This window comes from Leifsonia sp. RAF41, from assembly GCF_052114085.1.
In the GTDB taxonomy this organism is placed as follows: Bacteria; Actinomycetota; Actinomycetes; order Actinomycetales; family Microbacteriaceae; genus Leifsonia.
On record NZ_JBFREB010000001.1, the window covers coordinates 500483 to 520096 of the forward strand.

16 protein-coding genes are annotated in these 19614 nt (G+C 69.9%); 7 read left to right on the forward strand and 9 right to left on the reverse strand.

All coding sequences use genetic code 11. From position 1 onward, the window contains the following. The first annotated feature begins 1 nt into the window (after position 1). Entirely contained in the window at positions 2 to 1069 is a 1068-nt protein-coding gene (locus AB4Y74_RS02450) for a hypothetical protein (RefSeq protein ID WP_441797531.1), read from the forward strand. 27 nt (positions 1070 to 1096) lie between these two features. Here AB4Y74_RS02450 and AB4Y74_RS02455 read toward each other — a convergent pair whose 3' ends face one another. Then, on the reverse strand, positions 1097 to 2683 hold the full coding sequence (locus tag AB4Y74_RS02455; protein ID WP_441797532.1) for a Na+/H+ antiporter: 1587 nt from the start codon (positions 2681 to 2683) through the stop codon (positions 1097 to 1099). 114 nt (positions 2684 to 2797) lie between these two features. Between AB4Y74_RS02455 and AB4Y74_RS02460 the strand changes: the two genes are divergently transcribed. Both AB4Y74_RS02460 and AB4Y74_RS02465 read left to right on the forward strand, forming a co-directional pair. Beyond that, positions 2798 to 4138: an APC family permease gene (locus tag AB4Y74_RS02460; RefSeq protein ID WP_441797533.1), complete on the forward strand. Its 1341-nt coding sequence runs from the start codon at positions 2798 to 2800 to the stop codon at positions 4136 to 4138. A 22-nt stretch (positions 4139 to 4160) separates the two neighbouring features. Next, positions 4161 to 5552: an MFS transporter gene (locus AB4Y74_RS02465; RefSeq protein WP_441797534.1), complete on the forward strand. Its 1392-nt coding sequence runs from the start codon at positions 4161 to 4163 to the stop codon at positions 5550 to 5552. Here AB4Y74_RS02465 and AB4Y74_RS02470 read toward each other — a convergent pair. Further along, entirely contained in the window at positions 5549 to 6241 is a 693-nt protein-coding gene (locus tag AB4Y74_RS02470; protein WP_441797535.1) for a FadR/GntR family transcriptional regulator, read from the reverse strand. The genes AB4Y74_RS02465 and AB4Y74_RS02470 overlap by 4 nt on opposite strands. A 142-nt stretch (positions 6242 to 6383) precedes the next feature. On the opposite strand from AB4Y74_RS02470, the gene AB4Y74_RS02475 reads away from it, so the two are divergent. Then, positions 6384 to 7805 carry a GntP family permease gene (locus AB4Y74_RS02475; RefSeq protein WP_441797536.1) on the forward strand — a complete coding sequence of 474 codons (1422 nt, stop codon included), beginning with the start codon at positions 6384 to 6386 and terminating at the stop codon, positions 7803 to 7805. Continuing rightward, entirely contained in the window at positions 7802 to 8311 is a 510-nt protein-coding gene (locus tag AB4Y74_RS02480; protein ID WP_441797537.1) for a gluconokinase, read from the forward strand. Before AB4Y74_RS02475 ends, AB4Y74_RS02480 begins: the two co-directional genes overlap by 4 nt. A gap of 115 nt (positions 8312 to 8426) precedes the next feature. Here the strand turns inward: AB4Y74_RS02480 and AB4Y74_RS02485 are convergent, their stop codons facing one another. The 6 genes from AB4Y74_RS02485 to AB4Y74_RS02510 all read right to left on the reverse strand — a co-directional run bounded on the left by AB4Y74_RS02485 (position 8427) and on the right by AB4Y74_RS02510 (position 16855). Beyond that, positions 8427 to 9893: a xylulokinase gene (locus tag AB4Y74_RS02485; protein WP_441797538.1), complete on the reverse strand. Its 1467-nt coding sequence runs from the start codon at positions 9891 to 9893 to the stop codon at positions 8427 to 8429. 106 nt (positions 9894 to 9999) lie between these two features. Further along, positions 10000 to 11190 (reverse strand): xylose isomerase, encoded by a 1191-nt coding sequence (xylA, locus tag AB4Y74_RS02490; RefSeq protein WP_441797539.1) that lies wholly within the window; start codon positions 11188 to 11190, stop codon positions 10000 to 10002. A 75-nt stretch (positions 11191 to 11265) separates the two neighbouring features. Further along, the gene (locus tag AB4Y74_RS02495) at positions 11266 to 13590 is read right to left on the reverse strand and encodes a beta-glucosidase (RefSeq protein ID WP_441797540.1); all 2325 of its coding nucleotides are present in this window, start codon (positions 13588 to 13590) and stop codon (positions 11266 to 11268) included. A gap of 31 nt (positions 13591 to 13621) precedes the next feature. Further along, on the reverse strand, positions 13622 to 14518 hold the full coding sequence (locus AB4Y74_RS02500) for a carbohydrate ABC transporter permease (protein ID WP_441797541.1): 897 nt from the start codon (positions 14516 to 14518) through the stop codon (positions 13622 to 13624). Beyond that, complete coding sequence (locus tag AB4Y74_RS02505) at positions 14515 to 15552, reverse strand: carbohydrate ABC transporter permease (protein ID WP_441797542.1); 1038 nt, start codon at positions 15550 to 15552, stop codon at positions 14515 to 14517. The genes AB4Y74_RS02500 and AB4Y74_RS02505 overlap by 4 nt, the downstream gene beginning before the upstream one ends. 13 nt (positions 15553 to 15565) lie before the next feature. Then, on the reverse strand, positions 15566 to 16855 hold the full coding sequence (locus AB4Y74_RS02510; RefSeq protein WP_441797543.1) for an ABC transporter substrate-binding protein: 1290 nt from the start codon (positions 16853 to 16855) through the stop codon (positions 15566 to 15568). A 110-nt stretch (positions 16856 to 16965) separates the two neighbouring features. Between AB4Y74_RS02510 and AB4Y74_RS02515 the strand changes: the two genes are divergently transcribed. After that, positions 16966 to 17967 carry a LacI family DNA-binding transcriptional regulator gene (locus tag AB4Y74_RS02515; protein WP_441797544.1) on the forward strand — a complete coding sequence of 334 codons (1002 nt, stop codon included), beginning with the start codon at positions 16966 to 16968 and terminating at the stop codon, positions 17965 to 17967. A gap of 119 nt (positions 17968 to 18086) precedes the next feature. Continuing rightward, positions 18087 to 18461, forward strand: a complete 375-nt coding sequence (locus tag AB4Y74_RS02520; RefSeq protein WP_441797545.1) for a DUF805 domain-containing protein — start codon at positions 18087 to 18089, stop codon at positions 18459 to 18461. A gap of 25 nt (positions 18462 to 18486) precedes the next feature. On the opposite strand, the gene AB4Y74_RS02525 is transcribed toward AB4Y74_RS02520, so the two are convergent. After that, positions 18487 to 19461 carry an acetylxylan esterase gene (locus tag AB4Y74_RS02525; RefSeq protein ID WP_441797546.1) on the reverse strand — a complete coding sequence of 325 codons (975 nt, stop codon included), beginning with the start codon at positions 19459 to 19461 and terminating at the stop codon, positions 18487 to 18489. Positions 19462 to 19614 lie beyond the last annotated feature (153 nt).

Here is a 19614-nt window from a genome sequence, read left to right on the forward strand (position 1 = left end):
CATGCGGATCGGCGAGGCACTCCGCGAAGCCGGGCGAGATATCCGAACGGGAGCCGGTCGCTCCGTGCTCTTCGCCGTGCTGTTCAGCGTTTGCGCTGGGGGACTCGCGCTCGCTGCCGGTCTCGGCCAGGCGGAGGTCATCCGCAGTGCACGGGCGTACGTGTCAGCGGGAGCCGCGACATATGTCATGAAGGCGGATGATCGCATCGACGGGCGTGCCTGCGACGCACTGGCGACGCACGCTTCCGTGCAAGCCGCGGGTGCATTGCGCGAGCGCGAACGCCCGCTTGTGCCATCCGCCCTCCCTCAGACACCGATCACCTCTTTCGAGACGAGCGCCGGCTTCGCTGATGTACTCGACTCGGGAGGTCAGCGGCGCGAAGCGGGCATCGACGTTTCCACGGATGTCGCCGAAGTGCTGGGCATCCGCCCTGGGGATCGCCTCTCAACTGGGACCGGCGAAGCCAGGATCAGTCGCGTGTTCCGGTACACCGACGACGGAAGGGATTCGCTTCTCGCATTCGCTGCGATCGGAATCGTTCCCGACGGCGAGGCACCATTCGACGCCTGTTGGGCGACGATCTGGCCCCAGGATGAGGAGGCCGTCGCCGCTCTGGGACGCTCCGTCCTCTCGGGGAGCGGCCGCGCTGACGAGGCGCCGACTCTCATGCAACTCAACCAGACCAAGGGCACTCGGTTCGCCGAAGTGGCCTTCCTCAGTCAGACAGCGGCAAACGCACTCACGGCGGGGACGGCGGTCGCCCTCGGCGTGCTGTACGTCCTCCGGCGACGACTCTCTCTCGCCTCCGACCGTCACATCGGTGTCGCCCGTTTCGCGCAGGTGGTGTCGCAGACTATGCAGGCGAGCGTCTGGGCGATCACCGGGACGGTTCTGGTGGGCGCGGTCTCCGTGTGCATCTATCCCTCCGAAGGCGCGGATCGCGTCCCGCTGGTCTCCGCGACGCTGCTGACGATGGGAGTCGGCGCATCGATCGCCCTCGCTTCGTGCGCACTGACGACGTGTCTGATCAGCGAGCGATCGCTGTTCAGGTATTTCAGAAACCGATGACGCCGGTTGCGCCGCCGACCGGGCCGGTCACTCGCCCGGTTCCCGGCCAGTGAGCCGCACCTCCTCCACGTCGAGGCGGCGCTGCACATCCCGCAGCACGATGTCGTCGATCTCGCCCTCGTCGCGCAGCCGCACGACCTCTTCCCGCTTGCAGTGCAGAAGGGCGAGCCGCAGCTCGGTGTCCTGGCGGCTGCGCTCGACGGCCTCGTCGCCGTCGTCCGACTCGTCCTCGACCTCGAGCAGCTCCAGGTGCTCCTCGAACTCGTTCTGGATCCGCTCGCCCACCTCCGGGTCGACGCCCAGGCGGCGCACCAGCTCGGGCAACTCGTCGAGGGCCGCCCGCGTCGCAGTGGTCTCGGCGAGACGCAGCTCGTGCCCGACCGACTCGTCCGACGGGAGGCGGGCCCAGCGGACCAACGCCGGGAGGAGCAGCCCTTGGACGACGAGGGTCACGATGATCACGCCGGTGGTCACGAACACGATGAAGTCGCGGCCGGGGAAGGGGTGGCCGGAGCCGATGGTCGCCGGCACGGCCAGCGCGGCGGCCAGGGAGACGGCGCCCCGGAACCCGGCGAGACTGCTGACGACCCGCCAGCGGTTGCTCATGCGCCGGGCCTTCTGCTCGGGGCGCCGATCCAGCAGACGGATGAGGAAGACCGTCGCGAACTGGAAGACGAAGCGGGCCGCCACGATGACCACCGTGACCGCGACGATGGCGACCAGACCCATCCCCAGATCGCTGGTCGCCAGCTCGCCGACGGAGCGGGGGAGTTCGATCCCGACGAGGACGAACAGGCTCGCGTTGAGAAGGAACGTCGTGAACGACCAGAACGCGTCGGACTGGCGCCGGCCCTCGGCGGCACCGATGCGGGGGCCCACCTGGCTCATGATGAGGCCGGCGACGACCACGGCCAGCACCCCGGAGGCGTGGACGAGCTCCGCGACGAGGTAGGCGGTGAAGGGAGTGAGGAGCATCACGATGTTCTGGGTGATCGCATCCCGCAGACGTCTTCGCGCCAGGATGGCCAGCCAGGCGACGAGCGCGCCGATTGCAGCGGCCGCGAGGTAGGCGAACAGGAACGTCAGGCTGACCGCGCCGAGGCTGACATCCGCATCCCCGACGGTGAAGCCGACGGCGATCGACCAGAGCACCAGGGCCGTCCCGTCGTTCACGAGGCTCTCGGCGCGCAGGATGGTCACATTCCGGCGGGGCAGCGAGTGCGTGAAGGACGACACCGCCGTCGCGTCGGTGGGAGCGATCGCTGCGCCCAGGACCCAGGCCGGTCCCCACGGCAGCCCCATGGCATGGGCGAGGACGGCGACGGCCGCGGCGGTGAACACGACGAGCCCGGTGCTCATCAGGATGATGCTGCGGAGGTTCGACCTGATCTCCCGCAGCGAGGTGGTCAGGCTCTCCCAGTACAGGATCGCGGGGAGGAAGAGGAACAGCACCACCTCGGGAGCCAGCTCGATGTGACGGAAGAGCGGCACGAGCCCGATCAGGACGCCGAAGGCGACCAGGAGCAGCGGTTGAGCGATGCCGATGCGGCGGGCGAGCACCTTGCTCACCAGCGTCGTGACGCCGATCACGACGAGCAGTTCCAGTCCGAGCACGCGGCCTCCTCCAGCACACATCCTCCCGCGACTTGGGGGACGGCGTAACCGGCAGGGGCCGGAAAGTGAGCCCGGAGTAACCACGGTGTCGGCGGTCCGCGCCATCATGGGGATATGACGGAACGCGGGCCCTCGAACACGCGCGCCCGCGGTCAAGATCACGAGCTCCCCGACCCGCGGGTGCCTGCTGCTCCGGAGGGGCGGCTCGGCGTGGCCGGCGGCACCGCACTCTACGTCGCGGCCGTGCTGGGGACCGGCATCCTGGTGCTCCCGGCGCTCGCGGCCGCGGCTGCGGGACCCGGCGCGATCATCGCGGTCGCAGCGCTCGCACTCATCTCGGTGCCGCTCGCCGGCACCTTCGCCGCACTCGCCCGCCGGCATCCGGATGCGGGAGGGGTGGCCACGTTCGCGCGGCGCGCGTTCGGGCCCGACGCCGCCCGCGTCATCGGATATTGGTTCTTCTTCGGCACGCCGATCGGGGCTCCGATCGCCGCGCTGATGACCGCCCGCTACGTCGTCGCCGTGATCGGCGGCGATACGGCGAGCACCACGCTGATCGCCGTGGCCCTGATGGTCGTTCCCATCGCGGTGACCTCGTTCGGCGTGCGGTTCGCCGCGTCCGTGCAACTCGTCCTGTCGGCGGCGCTCGTCGCGGTTCTCGTGTTCGTCCTTGCCGTCGCGGCCCCCCACGGCCAGCCGGCCCATCTGCAGCCGCTGCTCCCGCACGGATGGGCGGGGGTCGGCCTTGCGATGAGCCTCTACATCTGGGCGTTCGCGGGGTGGGAGGCGGTCGCCGGCATCGGCGGGGAGTTCCGGAACCCGCGTCGGGACATCCCTCGCGCCACCGCGCTTGCGCTGATCATCGTCTCGGTCGCGTACCTCGCCATCCAGGCGGTCACGGTTCTGGTGCTCGGCGACCGGGCGGCGTCGACCGCCGTTCCGCTGCTCGAGCTGGTTCAGGTCGGCACGGGGCCGAGTGGCGGTGTGGTGGTCGCCGTGATCGCGGCGATCGTCGTCACCGGCGTGTTCAACGCCTACCTGGCGGCGTTCAGCAAACTCGGCGCGGCGATGGGACGCGACGGCGACCTCCCCGCCTGGTTCGGTCGCGGTGTCGAGAACGGCGCGGTCGCCCGTCGTGGCCTTCTGCTCTCCACCGGCGTGATGGCCGTCTACTCGGTGATCGTCCTGGCGAGCGGCGACCTGCAGCCCTTCATCCTCATCCAGACCAGCTTCGCGGCGGCCGTCTACGGGCTCGGCGTCGCCTCGGCGCTGCGGCTCCTGCCCACGCGCTCCCTCGGCTGGTGGATGGCTCTGCTCTCGTGTGCGCTCGCCGGCGGGCTGCTGGTGCTGGCCGGCTGGCACCTGGCGTTCCCTGCGGCCGTCGCCGTCGTGGCGCTCGGGGTCGGGGCGCTGGTCCGGATGGCGCGACGCCGCTCCGGAAGACGGACCGCGTGACCCTCGGCCTAGGCTGGGCGTCATGAGCTCGCGCGACGTGGATTCGGTGGCCGCAGGCTCCGCATCCCGCGATCGTGCGTCGGCCGGTGGCGTCCTCAGCCCGCAGTTCCGGTGGACCAGCATCGGGATGTGCCTGCTGATCACGCTTGCCGCATTCGAGGCGCTCGCCGTGACGACCATCATGCCGGCGGTGAGCCGGGAGCTCGACGGCGCCGCGCTCTATGCGTTCGCGTTCGCCGGGCCGCTCGCCGTCAGTGTCGTCGGGATGGTGTCGGCCGGGGCCTGGGCGGATCGCGGCAACCCGCGGACGGCCCTCATCGGCTCGGTGGTGCTGTTCACCATCGGCTTGCTCGTCGCCGGCACTGCGCCGTCGATGGGGATCTTCGTGGCCGGCCGTCTCATCCACGGTCTCGGCGGCGGAGCGCTGACAGTCGTCCTGTACGTGATCGTGGCCCGGGTCTATCCGCCCCGGCTGCATCCCCGGATCTTCGCCGGATTCGCGGCGGCCTGGGTCATCCCTTCGCTGATCGGACCGTTCATCGCCGGGGTCCTCGCCGAGACGGTCGGCTGGCGGTGGGTGTTCCTCGGCGTGGTCGTTCTGACGGCCCTCGCGATGCTGATGGTGGTGCCCGTGATGCACGGAGTGCTCGAAGCCCCGGCCGAGCCGGCACCGTTCCGCCCGGCCAGGCTGCTCTGGGCCGCGCTGCTCGCCGCGGCGGTTCTGGCGCTCACTCTCGCGGCCGAGACGACGGGGCCGGTCCAGTGGATCGTGCCGGTACTGGCCGCGGCGCTCGCCGCCTTCGCGATCCGGCCGCTGGTCCCGACGGGCACGCTGGTCGCGCGCCGGGGGCTGCCGAGCGTCATCCTCCTGCGCGCCATCGTGGCGGGGACATTCTTCGCGTCCGAAGTGTATGTGCCGCTCATCATGGTGACCGAGTACGGGCTGTCGGCTGCCGTCGCCGGCCTCGCGCTGACCGCGGCTGGGCTCACCTGGTCGGGCGCATCCTGGGTGCAGGGGCACTTCCCGCGCATCACGAACCGCACAGCCTCGTGGCTGGGCGCGCTCGGGCTGACGATCGCGCTCGCCGCCCTCATCGCGCTCGCCGTGTGGCACCTGAATCCGTTCGTCGCTGTCATCGCGTGGGCGTTCGCCGGAGCCGGGATGGGCATCCTGTACCCGCGGCTCGGCGTGCTGACCCTCGAGTACTCGACCAGCGACGACCAGGGCTTCAACAGTTCCGCGTTGTCGATCTCCGATGCGACCGGGTCCGCGGTGGCGCTGGCGGCGACAGCGATCGTCTTCGCCGCGCTCCGGGAGGCCGGAGGCGCCTGGCCGTTCGTTGGCGCCTTCGCCGTCTCAGCCGTGCTCTGCGGGCTCGCCTGGGTGATCGGCCCTCGCCTCCTGCGTCGTTAGCGCGCAGGGCGCTGGACCGCGCCGTCCGCCTCTTCGACGATCAGGCGCATGGCCTGCTCCGCTGCTGCGCCGTCTCCCCGGCGCACGGCCGCGGCGACCTCCTCGTGCAGCCGGATCGCCTCCGGGTTGGCGGTGTCGGGCATCAGCGAGTGGACGGTTCGCCCGTTGAGCGCCTCCGCCACCGCGCTGCTGAGCGCCGCGAACACCGGGTTGCCGGATGCTTCGAGCAGCACCCGGTGGAAGTCGCGGTCGTGCGCCAAGTACTCGTCACGGTCCGCGGACCGTTGCGTTGCCGCCATTCCGACGATCGCTGCGGTGAGGTCGCCGCACTGAGCCGGTGTGGCCCGCGCGCTCGCCAGCCGCGCCGCTACGGGCTCGACCGCCATCCGCAGTTCGCTGAGGTCTCCCAGCGCCGTCAGGCGGTCTGGGCCGGCGAGCCGCCAGTTCAGGATGCGCGGATCGAGCGCCTGCCACGAGGACTCCGGCATGACGACGGTGCCGCGGCGACGCCGTGCGTGCACCAATCCGAGCGACTCCAGCACCCGGATGCATTCCCTCAGGACGGTGCGCGAGATACCGAGGTTCTCGGGGGTGAGGACCGTCCCGACGGCGATATCGCCGGATACGATGCGCGCGCCGAGCGAGGCGATGGCCTGCTCATGCAGGGAGCCGGACGCTGGCTGGGACACGGAATCATTATCTGCGGTGCGGACTCGTCCGGTCAATTCGACGTGTCCCTCGATTACGTCCGCTTTTAGGTTCGCTGATTAGACACAAATCAGATTTATTTCTAGAGTGTTCCTGCCCCACCCCTCACGATCAAGGATGCTCATGAACACAGCACTGCTCGCGGGTCTCGCCGCGGCTGCGGCCCCGACCCCCGCCCCCACACCCACCGCACCGGAGGGCCAGCTCATCGTGGCCGCCCTTGCCGGCATCGCGGTGATCGTCGTCCTCATCACCTGGCTCAAGCTCCACCCCTTCCTCTCCCTGCTGCTCGGCTCGCTCGTCGCGGGCCTCGCCGCCGGCATGGCCGCGGATGCGGCGATCGCTAGCTTCATCACCGGCTTCGGCAACACCATGGGCAGCGTCGGAGTGCTCATCGGCCTGGGCGCGATGTACGGAAAGCTGCTCGCCGACTCCGGGGGCGCAGACCGCATCGTCGACACTCTGGTCTCACGCACGAGCGCCCGGCTGCTGCCGTGGACGATGGGCGCTGTCGGCGCGATCATCGGCCTCCCCATGTTCTTCGAGGTCGGCCTCGTGCTGCTGATGCCCGTCATCATCCTGGTGACCCGCCGCTCCGGACTGCCGCTGATGCGCATCGCGCTTCCCACCATCGCCGGTCTCTCCGCCATGCACGGGCTCGTCCCGCCGCACCCCGGGCCGCTCGTCGCCATCGCTGCGCTCGGCGCCAACCTCGGCCTGACCCTCGCCTTCGGCGTGCTGGTCGCCATTCCGACGATCGCCCTCGCCGGCCCGCTGTTCAGCCGCCTCGCCGCGAAGTGGGTGCCGGTCGGCGTCCCGAACCTGTTCGTCGCCGAAGAGGGTGACGACACCTCCCGTCGCCGGCCGTCCTTCGTCGCCGCGCTGGTGAGCATCCTGCTCCCGGTCGTCCTCATGCTCGGCAAGGCTCTCGCCGACATCGTGTCGCCGACGGCTTCGCCGGCCTGGAAGGGCGTGCTCGACTTCCTCGGAACGCCGGTCATCGCCCTGACCGTCGCAGTGCTCGCCGGTCTGCTGCTCCTCGGGGTCGGCGGAGGGATGGACCGCAAGGCGATCCAGACGAGCCTGAGTGCCTCGTTGCCTCCGATCGCGGGCATCCTGCTCATCGTTGGCGCGGGTGGCGGTTTCAAGCAGGTGCTGGTGGACACCGGCATCGGGCAGGTCATCGCAGGCTGGGCGACCGGGGCGAGCGGCATCGTGGTGCTGCTGCTGGCCTGGACGGTCGCGGCCCTCATCCGCATCGCTACCGGCTCGGCGACGGTGGCGACGGTCACGGCCGCCGGCATCCTCCTGCCGCTGACCGAGCACCTGTCGGTGCCGATGGTCTCGCTCATGGTGCTGGCGATCGGAGCGGGCTCCGTCTTCCTCTCGCATGTGAATGACGCCGGCTTCTGGCTGGTGAAGGAGTACCTCGGCCTCAGCATCCCTCAGACGCTGAAGAGCTGGACGGTGCTGGAATGCATCGTCTCGGTCGTCGGGCTGGCCGGGGTGCTGATCCTGAGCCTCTTCGTCGGCGGCCTCGGGTGACTCCGGTGCGCGCGGTCGTCGTGATGGGCGTCGCCGGGTGCGGCAAGTCAACGGTCGCCTCCCTGCTCGCCGAACGACTCGGCTGGGACCTGCTGGAGGGCGACAGCCTCCATCCGGCGGCGAATGTCGAGCGGATGGGCGCGGGAACGCCGCTCACCGACGAGGACCGCGCGCCGTGGCTGGCCGCCATCGCATCATGGATGGACGAGCGGCTGTCGGCCGGCCGGCCGGTCGTGGTCACCTGCTCGGCCCTCACGCGCCGGTATCGCGACGTGCTGCGACGGGACGACGTGGCCTTCCTGCACCTGACGGGGTCGAGCGAGTTGCTCGCGCAGCGCCTGGCGGCCCGCGAGCACCACTTCATGAAGGCCGGGATGCTGCAGTCGCAACTCGACCTGCTCGAGCCGCCCGGTGCGGGGGAGCGTCACGTCACGCTCGACATCGGCGCGACTCCCGCAGCGCTGGCCGATCGCGCCTCCGCCGCCCTAGCCCTCCCTACCTCCTAAGCCCCTGACCCCGCCCCCCGCCATCGAGTCCGCGAACTTTGGACGCGACGCGCCGTTCGCCCGTGCAGTCTTCGCGGACTCGACGGTGCGGGCGGGGGGCTGGCGGGGGTACGGGTTAGGCGCGGGCGGCGGCGTATTGGGCGCGGATGAGGGCGTGGGTGTCGACGGGGAGCGTTGCCGAGGTTTCGACGGTCCAGTCGGGGCGGGTGCCGGTCAGGGCCCAGGCGGCCTGAACGGCCCCGCCGTCGGCCACGTATTCGCCGGGAGCCGGAACCTCGACGGGGGCGTCGAAGACCTGGGCGGCGACGTGCGCGACCGCCGGGTTCTGGGCTGCGCCCCCGATGAGCAGGATGCGGCGCTCGCGGACGCCGACCGCACGTACGGCGTCGAGGCCGTCGGCGAGCCCGCACAGCATCCCCTCGATCGCCGCCCGCGCCAGGTTGGCCGGCGTGGTCGACGCGAGGGTGAGCCCGTGGACGCTGGCCTTCGCGTCCGGCAGGTTCGGGGTCCGTTCGCCCTCGAAGTACGGGACGAGCACCACCCCGCCTGAACCAGGCTCGGCGCCGAGCGCCAGCTCGGACAGGCGGTCGTGGTCGACGGAGAGCAGCCCGGCGATCGAGCCGAGCACGCGCGCCGCGTTGAGGGTGGCGATGAGGGGGAGGGACACTCCCGAGGCGTCCGCGAAGCCGGCGACCGTGCCGGAGGCGTCGGCGACGGGCGCATCCGTCACCGCGAAGACAGTTCCGGAGGTGCCGATGGAGACGATCACGTCGCCCTCCGCTGCTCCGAGGCCGAGGGCCGCGCCGGCGTTGTCGCCCGCACCGGGCCCGACCAGCACGCCGGACGGGGTGCGCCCGGCGGCCTCCGACGGGCCGAGCACGCGCGGGAGTACCACGGCGCCCGGCGACGCTGTCTTGTCGTCGCCTGCGGTGCCTGCGGTGTCCGCGCCGCCTGCCTCGCGTCCCGGCCGTCCGAGCGCCCGCTCGAACAGGTCGAGGTCGTACGCACCGGTCGCGGCGCTCCAGTACGCGGTTCCGCTCGCATCGGAGCGGTCGGTGGTCAGCTCCTCGAGGTCCGGACCGTGCTCGCTCTCGCCCGCCGGTCCGTAGCCGCGCAGACGCCAGGTCAGCCAGTCATGGGGGAGCGCGACGGCCGCGACGCGGTCCGCGTTCGCCGGCTCCGCATCCCGGAGCCAGCGCAGCTTGGTCGCGGTGAAGGAGGCCACCGGAACCACGCCGACGCGGGTCGCGTACTCCTCCGCGCCGATTTCCGCGATCAGGTCCCGGGCGGCCTGGGCCGAGCGGGTGTCGTTCCAGAGCAGGGCGTCGCGGATCACGCGACCGTCCGCATCCAGCACCACCATTCCGTGCTGCTGCCCGGCGATGGAGATCGCGTCCACGTCGTCGAGGCCGCCGGCGGCAGCGAGCGCCTCCTGCAGGGCGGCCCACCAGGCGGCCGGGTCGACCTCGGTGCCGTCGGGATGCGCGGCTCGCCCTGAGCGCACCAGCGCCCCTGTCTCGAGGTCGCGTACGACCACCTTGCAGCTCTGGGTCGACGAGTCGACGCCGGCAACCAATGTCACGTCAGGGGGCCTCACGTTCGGTCGAAGTGCACGTCGTGGTCGCTATTCGAGCGGAATAGCGACCACAAGGTGCACTTCGGGGGATGGGACGGGGGATTGGGACGGGTCAGCGGGCGCCGAGCAGGTGCTCGAGGGCCAGCTGCTGCAGCCGGACGAAGCCGAAGCCCTTACCGCCGAAGTATGCGTCGGCGTCAAAGTCCTCGAACGCGGCGCGGTCGGCGATCAGGTCGTCGTAGCTCTCGCCGTCACCCAGCGTCGGACGCGACAGCTCGGTGACGCGCGAGGCCTCGAGCGCCTCCTGCACCTCCGGGTCGGCGCGGAACGACTGCGCGCGCTCCTTCAGGAGCAGGTAGGTGCGCATGTTGGCGGCGGCCGAATCCCAGACACCGGTGATGTCCTCGGTGCGGGACGGCTTGTAGTCGAAGTGGCGCGGGCCGTCGTACGCCGGTGCACCGTTCGGGCCGCCGTTCTCGAGCAGGTCGACGAGCGCGAACGCGTTCTGCAGGTCGCCGTGGCCGAAGACGAGGTCCTGGTCGTACTTGATGCCGCGCTGGCCGTTGAGGTCGATGTGGAAGAGCTTGCCCTGGTACAGCGCCTGGGCGATGCCGGCCGCGAAGTTCAGTCCGGCCATCTGCTCGTGGCCGACCTCGGGGTTCACGCCCACGAGCTCGGGACGCTCCAGCGTCTCGATGAAGGCGAGCGCGTGGCCGAGGGTCGGCAGCAGGATGTCGCCGCGCGGCTCGTTCGGCTTCGGCTCGATGGCGAAGCGGATGTCGTAGCCCTTGTCGGTGACGTAGTCGCCGAGCAGGTTGACGGCCTCGCGGTAGCGCTCGAGCGCGGCGCGGATGTCCTTCGCCGAGTCGTACTCGGCACCCTCGCGGCCACCCCACATGACGAACGTCTTGGCGCCGAGTTCGGCGGCCAGGTCGAGGTTGCGGAGCACCTTGCGCAGGGCGAAGCGGCGCACGGCGCGGTCGTTGGAGGTGAACCCGCCGTCCTTGAAGACGGGAGCGCTGAACAGGTTGGTGGTGACCATCGGCACGATGATGCCGGTGTCGGCGAGCACCTGCTTGAGGCGGTCGATCTGCTTCTGACGCTCTGCGTCGGTGGAGCCGAAGGCGAACAGGTCGTCGTCGTGGAAGGTGAGGCCGTAGGCGCCGAGCTCGTTCAGCTTGGTGACGGCCTCGACCACGTCGAGCTGGGGGCGGGTGGGGCCGCCGAACGGGTCCGTCCCGTTGTAGCCGATGGTCCAGAGACCGAACGAGAACTTGTCGGCACGGGTAGGGGTGAGGCTCATGGGGTTCCTTCAGCTTCGTCGGTGATTTGTTGTTTCAATAAACTTATACCGCACCAGAGCGCTCGGCGCGAGTGCTCAGAGCGCGTCGGTGTAGACGGCACCCACGGTAGCCGCCTCCACCTCGGACGTCACCAGGCGGGCGTCCGCGGCGGTGACGACGTGGACGGGACCCGTGATCGCGAAAGCGGCGGCCGTCTCGCGCTCGTCGCACGACGACCCGACCCACAGCTCTACAGCGCCGGGCTCCACGATGCGGCGGAGCGAGGGATCGGAGAACGCCAGGCGCGCGGTGGGAACCGCGAAGCGCACGACCGCCTCCTCACCCGGCCGGAGATCGACCCGGCGGTAGCCGAGCAGCTGCGCGACCGGACGGGTCACGCTGGCGTGCACATCCCGGGCGTACAACTGCACCAGATCAGTGCCTGCGCGTTCGCCGGTGTTCCGGATGCGGACACTCGCGGTGAACGTGTCACCGGCCTCGACCTGCGCCTCGACCTCCAGCTCCGACCGCTCGAACGTCGTGTACGAGAGACCGTGGCCGAACGGCAGCACCGGGGTGCTGTCGGCGCTGGTGATCTCGTTCGGCCCGCCGAGAATGGGGTGCAGATAGGAGTACGGCTGCGCGCCGGCCGACCGCGGAAGCGATACCGGCAGGTGGCCGGAGGGGGAGACCCGGCCGGAGAGGACCGCCGCGATGGCGCGGCCACCCTCCTCGCCGGGGAAGAACGCCTGAATCACGGCGGCGGGGGCGGTCACGCCCTCCACTGCCCAGCCGATCGCGTACGGCCGGCCCGACAGCACCACCAGTACGACGGGCGTGCCGGTCGCGACGACCCGCTCGACGAGTTCCCGCTGGATGCCTGGAAGCTCCAGGCTCTCGACGTCGTTCCCTTCGCCGACGGTCCCGCGGCCGAAGAGCCCGGCCCGGTCGCCGACGACCACGACGGCGACGTCGGCGGCGCTCGCCGCTGCGACGGCGGACGGGATGCCCGAACGGTCGTCGCCTTCGACGTCGCAGCCGCGCTGGTATGCGACGGAAGCCGACGAGAATTCGCCGCGCACCGCCTCCAGCACCGACGGGAGCTCGAAGCCCAGGGGGACCTCGGGGTGGTGCGCCAGCACGTGGTTGGCGAACGAGTAGCAGCCCATCAGCGCTTCGGGCGCATCGGCATTGGGGCCGAGCACCGCGATCCGTGCGGGGGCGGACTCCAGCGGCAGAACGCCGTCGTTGGTGAGCAGGACCAGCGACTCCTCGGCCAGTCGCAGCGCCACGTCGCGGTGGGCGGGCGTGTCCAGGTCGATGGAGGTGGGGGGCTCGTCGAAGGTCGCATCCAGCAGGCCCAGCTCCTCCTTCTGAGCCAGCACCCGCAGAACGGCGGTGTCGACCAGCGCCTCGTCCGTCTCGCCCGAGCGGATGCGCGCGGCGAGCGGTTCGAGGAAGGCGTCGCCGGTGGGCAGCTCCACGTCGATTCCGGCCGCGAGCGCGAGGGCGGCGGCCTCCCCGAGGTCTGCGGCGACGGCGTGCATCGTGTGCAGGAAGGCGACCGAGAAGTAGTCGGAGACCACGGTCCCGTCGAAGCCCCACTCGTCGCGGAGGATTCCGGTCAGGTACGCGGGCGATGCGCCCACCGGGATGCCGTCGATCTCGGCGTACGAGTTCATGACCGACCGCACCCCGCCATCCCGGACCGCCATCTCGAAGGGAGGCAGCAGGGTGTCGCGCACTTCGCGCGGTCCGGCGTGCACGGGGGCGTGGTTGCGGCCGGCCTGCGAAGCCGAGTACCCGACGAAGTGCTTGAGCGTCGCGTGCACGCCCGCGCCCTGCAGCCCGCGCACGTAGGCGGTCCCCAGAGTGCCGACGACGTAGGGGTCCTCGGCGATGCACTCGTCCACACGGCCCCAGCGCGGGTCACGGATGACATCGAGCACCGGGGCCAAGCCCTGGTGGATGCCGAGCTCGCGCATCGACATCCCGATGAGGCCCGCCATCTCCTCGACGAGCTCCGGGTCGAAGGAGGCACCCCAGGCGAGCGGCGTCGGGAACGTGGCGGCCTTCCACGCGGCGAGCCCGGTCAGGCACTCCTCGTGCACGAGTGCAGGGATGCCGAGGCGCGTCTCCTCCTTGAGCCGCCGCTGCTCCGCCCACAGCCATGCTGCGCGCTCGGCCGGGTCAACCGGGCGGGTGCCGTACACGCGGGTCAGCTGTCCGAGACCGTTGGCGGTCACGTCGGCGTAGGCACCGGGGTTGCCCATCTCGCCGGCCATGGGGGCGACGAGCTCGTCGCCCTTGTCGACCCAGAAGCCGACCAGCTGGGCGAGCTTCTCGTCCAGTGTCATGTCGGCGAGGAGCGCGCGAACGCGTTCGGAGGGCGCGGAAGGGCGCGGAAGGGATTCGGTCATGTCGATCTCACACTTCTTGGGAGGACGGGCCTCAGCCCTTGACGGCGCCAGTCAGGCCGCCGACGATGCGGCGCTCGAAGATGCTGAAGAAGATCAGCGCCGGAATCATGGAGAGGGAGGTGAACGCCAGCACCTTCGCGGTGTCGACGGAGTACTGCGACGAGAACGCCTGGACTCCGAGGGGCAGCGTGAAGGTCGCCTCGTTGTTGAGGAGGAAGAGCGGCAGCAGGTAGCTGTTCCAGCTGGCGATGAAGGCCAGGATGCCCACGGTGATCACACCGGGGAGCGAGAGCCGGAGCACCATCCGCCAGAAGAACCCGAGTCGGCTGCAGCCGTCGATGAAGGCGGCTTCCTGGATCTCGTCCGGGATCGCCCGCAGGAACGGGACCAGGATGATGATGGTGGTCGGCAGCGCGAACGCGATCTGCGGCAGGATCACGCCGCCCAGCGAATTCATCAGCCCCAGGTTGCGCACCACGATGTACAGCGGCGTGATGGCGACGGTGATCGGGAACATCAGGCCGGCGGCGAAGAGGGCGTAGAGCAGTCCGCGCCCGCGGAAGCTGTAGCGAGCGAGCACGTAGCTCGCCATCAGCCCCAGGACGATGACACCCAGGGTGGTGACCACCGCGACGATGCTCGAGTTGAGCACCTCCTGCCAGAAGACCCCGCCGGTGAGCACGCCGAGGTAGTTCTGGACGTTCCACGGGTTGGGGAAACCGGCCGGGTCGACCGTGATCTGCGAGTTGGTGCGGAAACCGCCCAGCACGATGTACACGATCGGCGCCAGCATCAGCGCGATCACGATGAGGGCGACGAAGTAGACGGTCGGTGAACCCCACGGCAGGCCCTTGGCCTTCTTGCGGTCCGGCGCCTCCAGAACGCCAGGCGCCTCCGGGGCATCCGGGACGGCGACGAATGCGCTCATCGGTTCTTCCTTCCGGTGCGCCTGTCACCCGTGATCGCGCCGGCGGTGTCGCGCCGGAGCACGAACCGCTGGTAGAACAGCGCGACGATCAGGGAGATCAGGAAGATCACGACGGCGACGGCGTTTCCGTAGCCGAAGTTGCCGGCGTTGCGGCCGTTGGCGACCATGTAGGTCGCCATGGTCGAGGTGCCGGCGGTGGAGGCCACGTACTGGCCCCAGATGATGTAGACGAGGTCGAAGAGCTGAAGCGCCCCGATGATCGACAGGAACGCCCATATTCGGAGGGTCGGGCCGAGCAGCGGCAGAGCGATCCGCCGCTGGATCTGCCAGTAGGAGGCCCCGTCGAGCGCGGCCGCCTCGTACAGCTCCTCCGGGATGCCCTGGAGTCCTGCGAGGAAGAGGATGACGGCGAAGCCGACGTACTTCCAGGTCAGGATCGCCAGCAGCGTCCAGATGGCGATGCTGGGGTCGGAGAGCCAGTCGTGGACGAGGAAGTCCAGCCCCAAGTTCTTGAGCATGCCGTTCAGCGCGCCGTTCGTGGCGAGCATCAAGCTCCACCCCGTCCCGACGACGACTTCGGCGATGACGTAGGGGACGAAGATGAGGACGCGGATGATGGACTGCCCGCGCATCTTCCGGTTCAGCAGCAGCGCCAGCAGGATGGCCACCGGCCCCTGCAGGACGATCGAGCCGATGACGATCAGGGCGTTGTGCCAGAGGGCCTGCAGGAAGGCCGAGTCCTGGAGGATCGTGACGTAGTTCTGCAGACCGATGAAGTCGGTCGCCGGGCCGTAGCCCTGCCAGCGGAAGAAGCCGTAGTAGGCGGCGATCACGACCGGGAAGATCACGAAGGCGATGAAGACGATCGCCGCGGGGCCCGCCAGCAGGAGGATCTCCAGGCGCATGGCCCAGCCGGCACGCTTGCGGCTGCGCTGCTGCGGCGGGAGCGACGCGACTGCGCCGCTCCCGCCGTGCTGCGCGAGATCCGACTTCGGCAGGATGCCGGTGGACGTGTTCTCGCGGGTGTTGCTCACGAGGTCAGCCCTCTCAGCCCTTCTTGGCGGCGTCGTTGGCCGCCTGGATCAGCTGCTTCGGGTCGCTCTTTCCGGCCAGCATGTCGACGACCGCCACGTTGAGCGCGTTGCCGACGTTCTGACCCAGAACGGTGTCGAGCCACTGCGAGACGTACGGGGCCGCGTTGTAGGCCTTGAGCACATCCTTCAGGTAGGGCTCGGTGACGACCTTCTGCGCCTCCGAGTTCACCGGGGGAGCGTTGAAGGCCTTGTAGTAGGCCTCCTGCTGGTCGGTGGTTGCGACGAAGTTCAGGAAGTCGGCGCACTCCTTCGGAGCCTTGACCGAGCACGAGTAGCCGTCGACGCCGCCCATGATGGAGCCGGGCTCGCCCTTACCGCCGGAAACCTCCGGGAAGGGGTAGAAGCCCAGGTCAGGCAGTGGCTTCTGGTCGGGGGTGAGGGATGCGATCACTCCCGGGTCCCACGCGCCCATGAGCTCCATCGCGGCCTTGTGGTTCGCGACGAGGCCGGCCGAGCTGCCCGCGCCCTGCTGGGCGGAGGTGGTGAGGAAGCCGTCGTTGAAGGGCTTGGTGTCGGAGAACTTCTGCAGGTCCTCCGCGGCCTTCAGCCAGCAGCCGTCGCTGAACGACTTGGAGTCGGCGGTCTTCTCCATGGTGGAGCCGGCGCACTCGCGGAGCGCGAACCAGTAGAACCAGTGCGCGGCGGGCCAGGCGTCCTTGGCGCCGAGGGCGATCGGCGAGACGCCGGTTGCCTTCAGCTTGGTGACGTCGGCGTTGAGGTCGTCGATCGTCTTCGGTGCCTCGGTGATGCCGGCGGCCTTGAACAGGTCCTGGCTGTGGAAGAGCCCACCCGGGAGCACGGCGATGGGCATGGCCCAGACCTTGTCCTGGTAGGTCTCCGCCTTGAAGGATCCCTCGGAGATGTTCTTCTTCGTCTCGGACGACACCTTGCCGGTGATGTCCATGAGCTGCCCGGCGTTGACCATTGCTGCCATCTTTCCGCCGCCTCGCTGCAGGAAGATGTCGGGTGCGTCGCCGGAGTTGAGCGCGGTCTGCAGTTTGCCGTCCAGGTCTTCGTTCTGGATGGACTGGACCTTGATGGTGACGTTGGGGTTCGCCTTCTCGAAAGCCGCGACGGCATTCTTCCAGAACGCCTGGCCGGGGCCGGTGGTGGAGTTCTGCCAGAGGGTCATGCTGACCTTGCCGTTGCTGCTGGAGCTGTCGGAGCCGCCGCTGCACCCGGTGAGGGCGAGCGCGCCGGCCATCACGACGGCGGCCCCTGTAAGGAGCTTGGTGCCTTTCATGTGATTCCAACCTGTTCTCTTCGTTGAGGTGGGGACGTGGAGAGTGTCGCAAGCGCCAGCCATCGTGTCAAACGTTTTCGAAAACCTTTTCTACGCTATGCTCAAGCGCCATGGGACGGCGTCCGACGATCAATGATGTGGCCGAAGCGGCCGGCGTCTCCGTTGCCACCGTGTCCAAGGCGGTCAACGGCAGATACGGCGTCGCGGTGGAGACCGTGGAGCGCGTGCTCAGCGTGGTGCAGGAGCTCGGATACGAGTCCAGCCTGGTCGCCAGCAGCATGCGCTCGCGGCGGACCGGCGTGATCGGCGTGCTCGTCGCGGATTTCGAGCCGTTCTCCGCCGAGATCCTGAAGGGCGTCGGCGCCGCGCTCCACGACTCCCGGTACGACCTCCTCGCCTACAGCGGTTCGAGGCAGCCGTCGAGCGAAGGATGGGAGCGCCGGTCGCTGAGCCGACTCAGCGGAACCCTCATCGACGGCGTGATCATGGTCACCCCGACGGTCGTGAACGCGAACGCCGACGTGCCCATGGTCGCCATCGACCCGCACACCGGCCGCGCCGACGTCCCGACCGTCGAGTCGGAAAGTTTCGGCGGGGCCCGCAATGCGATCGCCTTCCTGATCGGGCTGGGCCACAGCCGGATCGCATACGTCGCCGGCCGCCCGGATCTGCGGTCCTCCAGCCTGCGCGACGCCGGTTACCGGCGTGCGCTGAGCGAGGCGGGCATCCCGTTCGATCCGTCTCTGGTCGCGGTCGGACGTTACGAGCACAACACCGTCCGCGAGGTGGCGCTGCCGCTGCTGACGCGTCCCGATCGGCCGACCGCGGTCTTCGCGGCCAACGACATCTCGGCGATCGCGGTGATGGAGGTGGCAGCGGAGATCGGCCTGGATGTGCCGCGCGAGCTGTCGGTGATCGGCTTCGACGACGTGCCGGAGGCATCCCAGTACAACCCGCCGCTGACCACGGTGCGCCAGCCGATGCAGAGTCTGGGCGCGGCGGCCGCAGACCTGCTCGTCGCGCTGATGAACGGTGAGACGCCGGAGCGAACGCACCTCCGCCTCCCGACCAGGCTGGTCCGGCGCGCGACGACGGCCCCGCCGGCCGGCTGACCCGCGCCCACCCGCCGAGTTGCGACACGATGTCACCGCTCAGGCGGCATACGAGCAACGACTCACGGGTCGCCGAAGCCGCCGAACAGCGGGGACGAGCGGGGCTCTACACTGACCGCATGACGTTCGGTCAGGCCATCCAGACGGTGCTGCGCAAGTACGCCGAATTCGGCGGGCGGGCGTCGCGTCCCGAATTCTGGTGGTGGATGCTGTTCTCCGCGCTCGTGGCCAGCGCGCTCAACGTGTTCAGCGTCATCCGGATCGGCGATACGTCGTCGCTGGGCGCCATCCTGTCCAGCCTCTGGGGCATCGCAACGCTGCTTCCCACGCTCGCCGTCGGCGTTCGCAGGCTCCGCGATGCGGGCTACGGCTGGGGCCATATGTTGTGGCTGCTGGTCCCCATCGCGGGCCTCATCGTGCTGATCGTCTTCTGGGCACAGCCCGCTCGTGACCGCATGACGGCCGCGACCGCCACGGGACAACCCGCCCCCTGACCGCAGCGCCACCGGACCCGAACGGTCAGCGGGCGAAGCGCTCGGCCAGCCAGGCGGCCTGCGCGCGCCAGTGCGCACCGCCGCCGCCCTCGTGGTCGTTGAACGGGTACACCTCGATCGCGCGATCCTGCGCAGCCAGGTGGTTGAACGCAGCGAACGTCGTCGAGGGCGGCACCACCGTGTCCATCAAGGCGACGGAGAACAGCGACGGCGCGTGGATGCGGCGCGCGAAGTTCACGCCGTCGAAGTACGACAGCGTCCGGAAGACCTCGGCCACTTCGTCGCGGTGCACGGAGAGGTACGTGGCGAGCTCGAGGTACGGACCACCGGCAGCGATGTCGACGCCGCGGCGGAACGCACAGAGGAATGCCACGTCCGGCAGCACCGCGGAGACACAGTCAGCGAGCGCGCCTGCGGCCAGAGCGATCCCGCCACCCTGGCTGCCTCCGGTGACGGCGATGCGCTCGCCGTCGACGAAGGGCAGGCCGCGCGTCGCGTCGACAGCGCGCACCGCATCGGTGAAGACACGCCGGTAGTAGTACGTTTCCGGCGAGTGGATGCCGCGGGTCATCACGCCAGGGGTCGCCGGTCCCGAGCCGTGCGGGTCAGGCGTGTCGCCGCCGCTGCCCCAGCCGCTACCCTGGCCGCGCGTGTCGACGAAGACGTGAACGTACCCGGCGAGCGCCCACGAGACGTTCTCCCCGGGCAGCCCGCGGCCGCCGCCGTAACCCTGGAACTGCACCACCGCCGGCAGTGGCCCGTCGGCGTTGAGCGGCCGCGATACCCATGCACGCACCGGCTCCCCGCCGAAGCCGGGGAACACCAGGTCCTCGACGATGAGCTGGGTGACGGGAGTGTCGGCAGGGGTCAGCTCCGGGACGCCACCGGCGGCGCGGGCCTCCGCGATCGTGCGCTCCCAGAACGCGTCGAAGTCGGCCGGCTCGTCCACCCCCGGGCGGAAGTCGAGCAGTTCGGAGTGGGTCAGGTCGGTGAGCGGCATCGGTCTCGCTTTCGGCACAATTTTCTGCGGGGCGCATCCGGCGGAGGGGTACACCGCCCGTCGGATGGCGTGGGCGTCATTGTTGCACAGCGGTACGGAGGCACAGCGGTACGGAGGCACAGCGGTACGGAGGCACAGCGGTACAGCGGCACC